Below are 12,985 nucleotides of genomic sequence, written 5' to 3' on the forward strand. Positions count from 1 at the left end.
TTCGAGAGAGATTACAGTTTGAACATCATCAGTTTGTCATCCAATTGTTGAGACATATTGGCTAAACGTTCACTTTCTTTGGCGAGAGTGGTTGCTGAATCTGACATCTCCTGAGCAGCGTCATTGATACCGGAAATGTTTCGGTTCATCTCTTCGGCAACGGCACTTTGCTCTTCGGCAGCCGTAGCAATTTGTGCTGATTTATCACTGATATGCTGAATATGAGTGACAATTAATTTTAAGTCACCACCGGAGCCTTCCGCACACTGAACACTGTTATAAGCCAGATCTTGGCTCTTTTGCATGGCATCAGCCGTGCTGACTGCCAACTGTTGCAGCCGATTAATGGTACTCTGAATCTCTTCTGTGGATTGGTTGGTGCGACTGGCTAGATTACGGACTTCATCGGCAACGACCGCGAATCCACGTCCTTGTTCTCCTGCACGGGCTGCTTCTATCGCGGCATTCAGAGCCAGCAGGTTAGTTTGCTCGGAAATACCGCTAATGACTGAAGTCACTTCACTGATTTCCATTACACCTTCTTTGAGTTTATTGACTCGATCAGAGGCAACCTCCAGCTCTTGAGACAGTGACTTGATACTCTCAACGCTTGATGAGACATCCCGATCACCAAGTCCGGCCTCTTGACTTGCTTCTGCCGTGTCTTTGGCGGTTGATTCTGCATGGTTGGCAACTTCTGCGACCGTTGCACTCATTTCATTCATTGCCGTTGCGATTTGGGTGAGCTGATCTTTCTGAGAGCTGACGGCTTGACTGGTATCTTCAGCGGATGTTGCAATTCGATTGGCCGCTTCAGAAAGTTGCCTCGCTGACTTAACTGATTCGTATAAAGCTGCTCGGATAGAGCTAATACTTTCATTAATTCGTTGGGCAAGAACACCAATCTCATCTTTGCCCATAATTGGAATCTCAACGGTCATATCGCCATTGACAATATGATGCATTGTATTTTTTATTTGATCCAACGGAATAATAATTGCTCGGGCAATCACGGTCCCGAGTAAAATCATGCCAGCGACAATAAGGAGAGTGGATAATCCCATTTTGATTAATAATGAAGATATTTCATGATCAATATCAGAGACGAGCATTCCTGAACCAATAATCCAACCCCAAGGCTCATAACTATTCAGATAGGATAGTTTATCGGTCATTTCACCATCTGTATTTTCGAAGCGGTAAAGAACCATATCACCACCTTTTTTCTGCCCAGCCTCGACAAATTCAAACCAGCGTTTATCGTCAGGGTTATTAACTTGCCCCATCTGTTTACCATTCAACTCCGGCTTTAGCGGATGGTCGATGATATACCGTGACTTATTTAACGTGAATAAATAATTATTCCCGTCAAAGCGAGTCGCGTTCAGTAATATTTTTGCTTGTTTTTGTGCTTCTTCTTTAGGGAGAGTTTGGTCAAGGTAGGCAACTTGAGAAATGACAGATTCAATTACAGCCGAAAGACGTTGTTTTTTTTCATTGAGTAAGTTCCTTTCTAATGTTTGATTTGCAATCACGAGTAATATAACAAAACCGATAATAGCGACTAACACTAAACAGGCTAGTTTTCGGCTGACTTTCATATTTCTTAGCATTGACATGACGTTTACCTCGAAGCATCTACAAAGGTGCTTGTGTATTATTTCAAGAATATTATTCACTATTATATTTCATAATGGTTCATACAAGTATGTCCGCAATAATAAGCAGTTGTTTTGCAGATTAGATCATATAAACATGTAACTGACAATCTTATTTTTTGCGACTTGGCTTTCATTTTTAAAATAATAAGAACAAGTATTTTCATATATTTATATTGTTGCATCAAATTAGCGCACTGATGAGCTATCGATCATGACTTGAGTATCTTCACTCAGAGATTCCAGCTCACTGATAATATCATCGATTAATAATGTCTCGGGCAAACGAAGGGAAATATGTGCCGTAAATAAACTAGAATTGACACCGTGACTGTCAGAAATAAATATGCGTTGACAATTCATGTCTAACACTCTAATTCGCTGGCTATCGAGTAGATGAGTGATTTCATTGACGATACCGGCTCTATCGTTAGCGTCTATTCTCAAATTATATTCTTTTTTCTGTTCGGTATCGTGTGGCTCGCAGTCGGTAATCATCGTTGATAAGTTTGGTTGTGACAGAAAGGCATCTTTGATATACATTTCTGTCTCTTCAGGTGCTGAAATTTTGATTAGCGCTGCGACACGGTTTTCTAAATAATTGATTTTGCTAGTTATCCATTGTCCACCATTTTCATGGGTAATCGCGGCTAGATGATGGATGTCCGCTGGTGCAGCATCACCGATGAAGCTGACAATAAATAGGTGAGTCATCCGTTTTCTCCTTACCAAGTTTACTGGCTGATACTATTATTTTAGGCTGAGGAGATGTGATTAGCTGAATGTTTTATCGTTTTGTTAGTTGGATCTGATCTTTTGTTCGATTGAGAACGAATGGATGGTTAAACTTCTATCAGGTTGAAATCAAAGCAAATGAGACGGAGAATAACAAGTCTTTTCCTCTTGTGTATTGTATGATGTAACGAAGTAAGTTTCTGGCCTAGGGAATAAGGAATATGCCTCTTTCGCTGGGGGATTTGGACTGAATGAAAGGTTTTAGTTATGCTAAAAGTTGCGATGCTTAGTACTGGTGAAGAAGTGCTCCATGGTGATATTCAGGATACGAATGCAATATGGTTGTCCAGTCTTTTTTTTGAACAAGGCTACCCACTGACAAAGCGTTCAACCGCTGGCGATAATCGTCAGGTGTTGCGTGATGAAATTCTAATGCTGGCTTTAAATTCAGATGTTTTGATAGTCAATGGTGGTTTGGGACCGACCAGCGACGATCTTTCTGCCGAAGTGGCAGCAGAAGCGGCTGAGCAGCAGTTGGTGTTGTTTCCCGACTGGCTTGAAAAAATGAAAGCCCGTTTTGCTCAGCGTAACTTGGTTATGTCTGACAGTAATATCAAGCAAGCGATGTTACCGGAGCATGCAACGGTCTTGGATAATCCCATTGGAACCGCTTGTGGGTTTAAAGTTGAAATTCATGGCTGCCTTTGTTATTTCACCCCCGGTGTTCCGTCAGAGTTTCAAAAAATGATCAGCGAGCAAGTGATACCGGATTTGAATCGACAGTTTCCGAATTCCTCCGATTTAGTTTGTCATCGTCTATACACTTTGGGCTCGTCCGAGTCTGTTTTAGAAGACTTACTCCGTCAGGTTGAACTGCCCGATGAGTATCTACTGGGTTTTCGTGCTTACCTTCCTTTTATCGAAGTCAAATTGTTCGGACCTGCGGGGCAGGGCAATGAAATGTACCGTTTAATGGAAGAAATTTTTAACCACGTATCCGAGTGGACGGTCAGTATTGATCAGCCGATGCTTGCCCAACTCTCTCAAATTATGTATGACAGTGGTAAAACACTGGCGATTGCTGAACAGTCAACACGAGGCTGGTTGGTGGATTGGCTGTTTAGTGATGATGTCATCTTTGAACAATGTGGGAGTAGTTGGGTGTTGAGTCCGAAAGTCTCCGGCAAGATATCTGCCCAAGATCCGGTTTCTGCTGTACTGGCATTAGCCAGTGCTACCAAAGAGAAAAGTGAGACGGAACTCGCTCTCGTGACCGGGGAGTTTCGTGAGGATGGTTTCACACTGGCGTTATCTGCTGCTGAAGGAGAGTGGGCACAGCAGCTGAAATTCAAACGGGATTACCGCGCCGATGAACGAAAAATTTTGATTGGCACGATTGCCGCGGATATGTTGTTGCGTTATCTATCCTCAAAGCCAGTCTTTGGCAAGTACTCATCGGTCTTGTCAGAGAAGCAGATTTATATTCCGGCAACATCCTTATAAATCAATTCATTAGATCCGGGAGTATGGTTTTACTCCGGTGTATATCCCTCCATATCATGTGCGTTACCACATTTGATTGGGGGGTAATATGTTGAATTGCCACCTTATAATTTCAAAGAAAATCTGATTATTCTTTATGCGTAAATTGTCTAATGTTTAATCCGATGATTTCTTAAGTGTTTCCGAATTCCTTCAAAAATGGCTATACCCAAGGATGTCCTATTCACGCTAAACTGAAATTTCGTGGAACTGATACGGCAGGAGGCTGACATGCAGAGTCATTCAAAGATTCTTGTTTGGTACAAAGTTGCAAGTCAACAAGTTGTTTTGGGAGAAGCATATCAGGATATGAGTGATAAACTGGTTTCGCTTTGGTTGGATACACCGACGGAAAACGGCTTAATGAGTGATTTGGGTTATCATATCTCATTATTTGGAGATGATGGTCGTAAAATTGCTGATAAAGCGATTTCAATGTTGACTGCTGATCAATTATTGGGAAAAGCACAACGGCTCGTCGAATCCGGAAAAACTGAGGTTCGGCTATAGCGACTAGAAATCAGCCATAGCCGTATGGACAAACATCAGATTGATTGTTGATTTGATGGCAATCGGCTAGGCTCGTTTCACTTTATGCCCGTAGTGAACATCCTGAAGTTCTATATGTTCACCGCTTGCCCGGCAAATACAAGGTAAGATCTCATGAGACTGGGTATACGCGATCGCAAAACCCACATACTCAACTTCCCCGGCAGATAACTTACATCGACAGGCACCACAGTGCCCGTCTCTGCAATTATATTCAACATTTAGCCCGGCGTTTTCCATGGTCTCCAGTAATGTCTCTAAGCCATTGGATTCGATTAGGAGCGTCTGATTGATTTTGATGGTTGGCATAATTACAGCTCAAACCCTTCAAAGTCATCAAGATTGACTTGATTATCAATCTGGCCGACCAGATATGAGCTAATCTCTGCTTCCTGAGGGGCAACCTGAACATTGTCCGAGGATAACCAAGCATTAATCCAGGGAATCGGGTTATTGACTGCGCCCGGATAAGCCGCTTCCAGCCCGACAGCCTGCATACGGATATTGGTTATATACTCGACATACTGACAGAGAATATCTTTGTTCAGACCAATCATTGAGCCATCTTTGAACAGATATTCTGCCCATTCTTTCTCTTGCTCTGCTGCGGTTTTAAACAGGTCGAAACATTCTTGCTTACACTCTTCCGCGATCTGAATGAATGAAAAATCGTCCTGACCATTGCGCAGAAGGTTGAGCATATGCTGCGTGCCAGTCAGATGCAGGGCCTCATCACGAGCAATCAGCTTGATAATTTTGGCATTACCTTCCATGAGTTCCCGTTCAGCAAAGGCAAAAGAGCAGGCAAAGCTGACATAGAAACGGATCGCTTCAAGTGCGTTGACTGACATCAGGCACAAATAGAGTTTTTTCTTTAACTCATGGAGGCTGACCACAACAGTCTGATTATTAATCTCATGTTTACCTTCGCCATAACGGTGATAGTCGTTGGTCAGTTTGATCAGTTCATCATAATAATGGGCTATGTCACCGGCTCGCTTAATAATGTGTTCATTTTCAACAATATCATCGAAAACTGCTGCGGGGTCATTGACGATATTACGGATAATATGTGTGTATGAACGAGAGTGAATCGTTTCAGAGAAAGACCACGTTTCAATCCATGTCTCCAACTCAGGGAGTGACACTAGAGGAAGCAGTGCAACGTTCGGACTGCGCCCCTGAATAGAGTCGAGCAAAGTCTGATATTTCAGATTGGAGATGAAAATATGTTTTTCATGATCCGGCAGATTGTTGTAGTTGATTCGATCCGTCGATACATCGACTTCTTCGGGACGCCAGAAGAAAGAGAGCTGTTTCTCGATTAATTTTTCGAAGATCTCGTATTTTTGTTGGTCATAACGTGCCACGTTTACAGGTTGACCAAGAAACATCGGTTCTTTGAGCTGGTTGTTCTTTTTTTGTGTAAAAGTGCTGTAAGCCATAGTTGCCTCAATCTGTTTCACCCTCTCGTTTAGAGAGGGTGTAAAACTGGTATATGTTGACAGAAAAAATCTATACGGTATGCGCGTTAAATCTTACAGGCGCCACCGGCACAATCATCATCTTCAGCGATTGATGAAGTACCATCTTTCTGATCGTCTTTCGCGCCATCTCTCGTATTGTGATAATACAGGGTTTTCACGCCAAATTTATAAGCAGTCAGTAGATCTTGAAGCAGTTGCTTCATCGGCACTCTGCCACTCTCGTAACGCGTCGGGTCATAGTTTGTATTTGCAGAAATAGATTGGTCGATAAATTTTTGCATGATACTGACAAGATGTAGATAACCTTCATTTGAACCGATATTCCACAAGAGCTCGTAGTTAGATTTCAACTCGGTAAACTCAGGGACAACCTGCTTCAAAATACCGTCTTTGGACGCTTTGACTGAAATATAACCGCGTGGGGGCTCAATCCCATTGGTTGCATTTGAAATCTGAGACGATGTTTCTGAAGGCATCAGCGCTGTCAGCGTTGAGTTTCTCAAACCATATTCCATTACATCGGTACGAAGTTGGTCCCAGTCATAATGCAGTGGTTCTACACAAAGCTGATCAATATCTTTTTTGTAGGTATCGATCGGCATGAGGCCTTTCGCATAGTTGGTTTCATTGAAAGCAGGGCAGCGACCTTGCTCTTTCGCCAATTTCATTGATGCTTTTAACAAATAATATTGCATGGCTTCAAAAGTACGGTGAGTCAGGGCATTAGCACTACCGTCTGAATATTTGACCCCATGTTTTGCCAGATAGTAGGCATAGTTGATTACACCAACCCCCAGTGTCCGGCGATTCATGGTTGCTTTACGCGCAGCAGGGAGCGGGTAGTCCTGATAGTCGAGCAGAGCATCTAGAGCCCGGACCACCAAATCTGACAGTTCTTCAAAGTCATCCAGAGACTGAATTGCACCTAAATTGAATGCTGACAGCGTACACAGGGCAATTTCACCTTCGTCATCTTCAACATTGTTTAATGGCTTGGTTGGCAGTGCAATTTCAAGGCATAGATTCGATTGGCGAACCGGGGCAACGCTTGCATCAAACGGGCTATGAGTGTTGCAGTGATCAACGTTTTGGATATAGATACGTCCGGTAGAAGCTCGCTCCTGCATCAGCAGTGTAAATAGCTCAACCGCTTTAACGGTTTCTCTCTTGATCGATGCGTCATTTTCATACTGGACATACAAACGCTCAAATTCCGCCTGATCTTGGAAGAAGGCATCGTAGAGCCCCGGTACATCAGAAGGGGAGAACAGCGAAATATTGCCACCTTGTACCAGACGTGTATACATGAGCTTATTGAGCTGAACACCGTAGTCCATATGGCGAACCCGGTTTTCTTCAACACCACGGTTATTTTTGAGGACCAGCAGCGACTGTGCTTCGCGATGCCACAGTGGATAAAAGACAGTGGCTGCGCCACCACGAACTCCACCTTGAGAGCAACATTTGACAGCGGTTTGGAAGTATTTATAGAAAGGGATACAACCGGTGTGAAATGCTTCTCCGCCACGGATTTCAGAACCAAGCGCACGAATACGACCGGCATTGATACCAATACCTGCACGCTGTGAGACGTAACGGACGATAGAACTTGCTGTTGCATTGATTGAGTCGAGACTGTCGCCGCACTCGATCAAAACACAGGAGCTGAATTGGCGTGTCGGCGTACGGACTCCTGACATAATCGGTGTCGGTAAAGAGATTTGAAACTGTGACGTTGCATCGTAAAAACGTTTGACATAGCTCAGCCGTGTTTCCTGAGGATATTTGGCAAACAGACAGGCTGCGACCAGAATGTACAGGAATTGGGCACTCTCATAGATTTGTCCGGTAACCCGGTTTTGGACGAAATATTTACCTTCTAACTGCTTGACTGCAGCATAAGAGAAGTTCAGATCGCGGCGATGATCGATATAGTTGCCCAGTTCGATCCACTCTGCTTGTGTATAGTCTTCGATCAGATGACGATCATATTTACCCATCCCAACCAGTTTAGTGACATGGTCGAACAGGGTGGGTGGTTCATACTGACCGTATGCTTTTTTCCTCAGATGGAATACAGCCAGTCTGGCAGCAAGATATTGATAATCAGGAGAATCTTCGGAGATTAGATCCGCTGCGGATTTAATCAGTGTCTCGTGAATGTCGGAAGTGGTGATACCGTCATAAAACTGGATATGGGCTCGGAGTTCAACTTGTGAAACCGATACATTCTGCAGCCCTTCTGCAGCCCATGCGATAACCCGATGGATCTTATCTAGATCGATTTGCTCTTTACGTCCATCGCGCTTCGTAACTGTGAGTTGTTGGTTCATTCTGCTTTATTTCCCTAACAAAACTGATAAGACCGACTATGAATTATTTTAGATTTAGGGTCTTGCTTATTTGATATAAATAACATTATGCGTCAAACACAATATATAGGGTCTTTGCACCTTGCGGATTACAAGATAGTGCTATTACGGGCTTATTTCAAGTTTGTCATCAGGGGACATCTTGTGGATAACCAGCGCATGAAATTTTTTTGTTAGTAGCTGCTTACTGAGAACCTGTGTTTACAAGAGAATGATAAAAACAGGTAATATTTATTTGAGTGAAGTTCCACTAAAATGAAAAAAAAACAGCTTGATCTTTAGGGACAAATGATCAGATCAAATGTCTGATGTTAATTTCATCAATGTGTATGAAAATCGTGCATCAGCAAGCCGATGCACTGACTTGGTATAAGGAACAAAGATGACATTATTCAGGGAGTGTTGTGTGCACAATATAATTGACATCGACTCGATGCCCGAGACGATAGGTTTGAGTGAAGGGATTATAGTGTAGTCCCGTGATCCCTCGATCTTGCAGCAGCGTCTGATCAATCATCCGGAATAACTCTGAAGGACGAATAAATTTTTCATGGTCATGGGTGCCTTCCGGTACAATCTTCAGCAATTTTTCTGCACCGACAATCGCAAATAGATAGGATTTCAAGTTACGGTTCAGTGTCGAAAAAAACACATGTCCACCGGGTTTCACCAGTCGGGCACAAGCTTGAATAATAGATTGAGGTTCGGGGACATGTTCAAGCATTTCCATACATGTGACCACATCATAAGCAGCTGGATGCAATTGTGCGTGTTCTTCAATGGTTCTTTGCACATAATCAATTTGCAAATGGTTTTCCAATGCATGGAGTCGCGCGACTTCCAACGGCTCTTTTCCCATATCGAGACCCGTAACAGTCGCTCCCTCACGAGCCATACTCTCCGCGAGAATGCCACCACCGCATCCGACATCCAGAACTTGTTTACCGAATAGTCCATTTGATTGTTGCAAAACATAATCTAGTCGAAGTGGGTTGATTTGATGTAATGGTTTAAACTCTCCTTCCAGATCCCACCATCGGGAAGCCATGTCTTCAAATTTTTGAATTTCTTTCGGGTCCACATTCTGTGTTGTCATTTTCAGATCCGTTGTTGATATCTACATTGTCGCAATTGCGATATACCGTTTTGCTCATCGTATTATACAGAAATGCAATGACCCCGAAAGTTTCAGTCTCTGAAACAAGGAATATTTACAATCTATTCATCTCATCAATTGGTTTTAGCTCGCTAATATGCTGATGGCTGTAAAAACTTGATTGTGTCATGCGTCGAAAAAATGCACTGATGAATCAATGACTCTTGAAGATGTGAGTAAATTATAGGCAGTTAATTCGCGACCGATGTAACAAGCTGAGAAAAGGAGAGGGAAAGTGATGCCGAAGTAGCAAAACCTGTGTTATATTTTCCGGTCTTATACGTATCGAATATACGATCAAACTATAGAGGGACAATGGCTCTATGAGCGATCTAGCTAAAGAGATCACGCCTGTCAGTATAGAAGATGAGCTGAGAGGCTCATACCTTGACTATGCAATGTCGGTCATTGTAGGTCGGGCGCTTCCTGATGCACGTGACGGACTTAAACCTGTGCACCGTCGGGTACTATACGCAATGAGCGTGTTGGGGAATGATTGGAATAAACCCTATAAAAAATCGGCTCGTGTTGTCGGAGATGTGATCGGTAAGTATCACCCCCATGGTGATAGTGCCGTCTACGACACGATTGTACGGATGGCACAACCGTTTTCACTTCGTTATATGCTGGTCGATGGTCAGGGAAACTTTGGCTCAATTGATGGTGATTCTGCGGCAGCAATGCGTTATACCGAAGTCCGGATGGCTAAAATTGCCCATGAGTTGCTTGCCGATCTGGATAAAGAAACTGTTGATTACGTCTCAAACTACGATGATACCGAGCAAATTCCAGCCGTATTACCAACCAAAGTACCTAATTTATTGATCAATGGTTCTTCCGGGATTGCGGTCGGTATGGCGACTAACATTCCACCCCATAATTTAGGGGAAGTGATCGATGGGTGTCTTGCCTTTATCGATAATGAAGATATTACGATCGATGAACTGATCGAGTATATTCCCGGTCCGGATTTTCCAACCGCTGCAATGATTAGTGGACGGAAAGGTATTATTGATGCCTATAAGACCGGTCGGGGAAAAATTTATCTGCGTTCAAAAGCGGATATCGAAACTGATGATAAGAATGGTCGGGAAACCATTGTTGTTACTGAGATTCCTTATCAGGTCAATAAAGCACGTCTGATCGAGAAGATCGCAGAGCTGGTCAAAGATAAAAAGGTCGAAGGTATCAGTGCACTGCGTGATGAGTCTGATAAAGACGGGATGCGTATCGTTATCGAATGTAAGCGTGATGCTGTCGGCGAAGTTGTACTGAACAATCTGTATTCCCAGACTCAGTTGCAAACAACATTCGGCATCAACATGGTTGCTCTCGATAATGGACAACCAAAACTGTTTAACCTCAAAGAGCTGTTAAAGTGTTTTGTTGATCACCGCCGTGAAGTGGTGACTCGCCGTACAATTTTCGAATTACGTAAAGCGCGGGATCGTGCCCACATCCTCGAAGGTCTGGCACTTGCACTGGCGAATATCGATGACATTATTGAACTGATTCGTCGTGCGCCAACACCGGCAGAAGCAAAAGCGGGTCTATTGGCGCGTGGTTGGTCTCTCGGCAATGTTGCAGCGATGCTGGAACGTGCGGGGGTCGATACTGCTCGACCTGACTGGTTGGAACCACAATATGGAATCCATGACGGGCTGTATTTCCTGACTGAACAGCAGGCTCAAGCGATTCTTGAGTTAAGACTGCACCGACTTACCGGTCTTGAGCATGAAAAAATTCTGGATGAGTACAAGGCCTTACTGGATGAAATCGCTGAATTAATGTTGATTTTATCTAGTACAGAACGTCTCATGGAAGTCATCCGAGAAGAACTGGAAGCTGTCAGAAGCGGTTTCGGTGATCAGCGCCTGACAGAAATTACAGCTGCCTCACATGATATTGATCTGGAAGAGCTGATTGCGCGTGAAGATGTTGTTGTGACCTTATCTCATGAAAGATATGTGAAGTATCAGTCATTGAGTGATTATGAGTCACAGCGTCGTGGTGGTAAGGGCAAAAGTGCCACGAAGATGAAAGATGAAGATTATATCGAACGTCTGTTAGTGGCCAATACACACGATAATATTCTGTGCTTCTCGACGCGTGGTAAAACTTATCGTCTCAAAGTGTACCAGTTACCTCATGCGACTCGGACTGCCCGAGGGAAGCCAATCAATAATATTCTTCCGCTGGAAGAAAATGAACGGATTACTGCAATTCTTCGGGTTGCTGAATACGCTGAAGATAAATTTATCTTTATGGCAACCGGTGATGGGACGGTGAAGAAAACGCCACTTGATCAGTTTGCCAATGTTCGCTCCAACGGTTTGATTGCTGTGAACTTGCGTGACGACGATTCATTGATCGGTGTCGATATTACTGATGGGAACAGTGAGATTATGTTGTTCTCGAAAGCAGGGAAAGTCGTCCGGTTTAATGAACAGCATGTTCGGGCCATGGGCAGAACTGCATCCGGTGTGCGAGGCATGAAGCTAGCTGAAAACGACCAAGTTGTATCTCTGATTGTTCCTTCTGAACAGGGCGATATTCTTACCGTTACTGAAAATGGTTACGGTAAGCGGACTGATTTGAATGAATATCCGACGAAGAGCCGGGCGACACAAGGGGTTGTTTCAATCAAAGTGTCTGAGCGTAACGGTTGTGTTGTCGGAGCTGTACAGGTGGACAGCGGTGATGAATTTATGATGATCACTAATGCCGGAACATTGGTTCGAACTCGTGTTGGAGAAGTGAGTCAGGTTGGCCGTAATACTCAGGGCGTTACACTGATTCGCACATCAGAGGACGAAAAAGTTGTCGGTCTACAGCGAATCGAAGAAGTAGAAGATGTCGATATCGACATCGAATCTGAAAGTGTCCTGACAGATGATGCGATTGAGGACCAGTCTTCGTCATCAGAGCTGTCATCTCCAAGTGAGGATAATCATTCAGATGAACAGGACTTGCCTGAGGATGATTAGCTCTGACTAATATCAGTGACAACTCTTATGAAACCGGGCTATTTGCCCGGTTTTTGTCTTAATTGGCAAGGTTTCTATTGGTTTTTTCTAGGGTTGACATCGTAATTAACAATGAAATTAATAAGTTACTTAGTTGCTCTTAGCAAAAAAAAGTAACATTAAATGTGATAATCATTCCAATAATTAAAATATCATAGGACAACAAATGAGAAAATGATAAAATTTTTTTACTTGTTACCGATAATGGATAGATGCAGTGGACTCTCAAGTAACTCAGTTGAAGAAAGATTTCTACCAGCAGATTATGGCGCAGCACGCGCATGCATTTCCAAATACGTCTTCAACATTGTCACTTTTAACTGATGAAGAGCTGGAGCAGATTGAAAGAGTTTGGATCGAGCTGATCATGTGGAAAAAATCGCAGACGCATTGACAGGTAGCGACTCATGGATATAAGAAACCCGGTGAATCAACTGATTACCGGTTTTTTTTATGTTTA

At 43.3% G+C, this 12,985-nt stretch carries 10 protein-coding genes; 4 read left to right on the plus strand and 6 right to left on the minus strand.

Annotated features, from left to right (window positions below):
* Window positions 1-11 precede the first annotated feature (11 nt).
* Together VRK_RS06965 and VRK_RS06970 are read right to left on the minus strand one after the other, a co-directional pair.
* Window positions 12-1,619, minus strand: coding sequence for a methyl-accepting chemotaxis protein (locus tag VRK_RS06965; protein ID WP_059120696.1), 1,608 nt, complete (start codon window positions 1,617-1,619; stop codon window positions 12-14).
* 228 nt (window positions 1,620-1,847) lie between these two features.
* Window positions 1,848-2,372 carry a glycine cleavage system transcriptional repressor gene (locus VRK_RS06970; protein WP_059120697.1) on the minus strand — a complete coding sequence of 175 codons (525 nt, stop codon included), beginning with the start codon at window positions 2,370-2,372 and terminating at the stop codon, window positions 1,848-1,850.
* 288 nt (window positions 2,373-2,660) lie between these two features.
* Here VRK_RS06970 and VRK_RS06975 point away from each other — a divergent pair, with 288 nt between their 5' ends.
* Together VRK_RS06975 and VRK_RS06980 are read left to right on the plus strand one after the other, a co-directional pair.
* A complete protein-coding gene (locus tag VRK_RS06975) occupies window positions 2,661-3,896 on the plus strand; it encodes a CinA family nicotinamide mononucleotide deamidase-related protein (RefSeq protein ID WP_059120698.1) in 1,236 nt (411 codons plus the stop codon).
* A gap of 270 nt (window positions 3,897-4,166) precedes the next feature.
* On the plus strand, window positions 4,167-4,445 hold the full coding sequence (locus VRK_RS06980; protein ID WP_059120699.1) for a hypothetical protein: 279 nt from the start codon (window positions 4,167-4,169) through the stop codon (window positions 4,443-4,445).
* 66 nt (window positions 4,446-4,511) lie between these two features.
* Here VRK_RS06980 and yfaE read toward each other — a convergent pair whose 3' ends face one another.
* From yfaE to ubiG, 4 genes are all read right to left on the minus strand, one after another.
* Complete coding sequence (gene yfaE, locus VRK_RS06985) at window positions 4,512-4,793, minus strand: class I ribonucleotide reductase maintenance protein YfaE (RefSeq protein ID WP_059120700.1); 282 nt, start codon at window positions 4,791-4,793, stop codon at window positions 4,512-4,514.
* 2 nt (window positions 4,794-4,795) lie between these two features.
* Window positions 4,796-5,929, minus strand: coding sequence for a class Ia ribonucleoside-diphosphate reductase subunit beta (gene nrdB / locus VRK_RS06990; protein ID WP_059120701.1), 1,134 nt, complete (start codon window positions 5,927-5,929; stop codon window positions 4,796-4,798).
* Window positions 5,930-6,015: 86 nt separating this feature from the next.
* A complete protein-coding gene (gene nrdA, locus VRK_RS06995; protein WP_059120702.1) occupies window positions 6,016-8,304 on the minus strand; it encodes a class 1a ribonucleoside-diphosphate reductase subunit alpha in 2,289 nt (762 codons plus the stop codon).
* Between the two features lie 427 nt (window positions 8,305-8,731).
* On the minus strand, window positions 8,732-9,439 hold the full coding sequence (gene ubiG, locus VRK_RS07000) for a bifunctional 2-polyprenyl-6-hydroxyphenol methylase/3-demethylubiquinol 3-O-methyltransferase UbiG (RefSeq protein WP_059120703.1): 708 nt from the start codon (window positions 9,437-9,439) through the stop codon (window positions 8,732-8,734).
* Between the two features lie 383 nt (window positions 9,440-9,822).
* Here ubiG and gyrA point away from each other — a divergent pair, with 383 nt between their 5' ends.
* On the plus strand, window positions 9,823-12,486 hold the full coding sequence (gene gyrA, locus VRK_RS07005) for a DNA topoisomerase (ATP-hydrolyzing) subunit A (protein WP_059120704.1): 2,664 nt from the start codon (window positions 9,823-9,825) through the stop codon (window positions 12,484-12,486).
* Between the two features lie 256 nt (window positions 12,487-12,742).
* Window positions 12,743-12,919 carry a hypothetical protein gene (locus tag VRK_RS21225; protein ID WP_059120705.1) on the plus strand — a complete coding sequence of 59 codons (177 nt, stop codon included), beginning with the start codon at window positions 12,743-12,745 and terminating at the stop codon, window positions 12,917-12,919.
* Window positions 12,920-12,985: the final 66 nt, after the last annotated feature.

The organism is Vibrio sp. MEBiC08052 (assembly GCF_001506075.1).
In the GTDB taxonomy this organism is placed as follows: domain Bacteria; phylum Pseudomonadota; class Gammaproteobacteria; order Enterobacterales; family Vibrionaceae; genus Vibrio.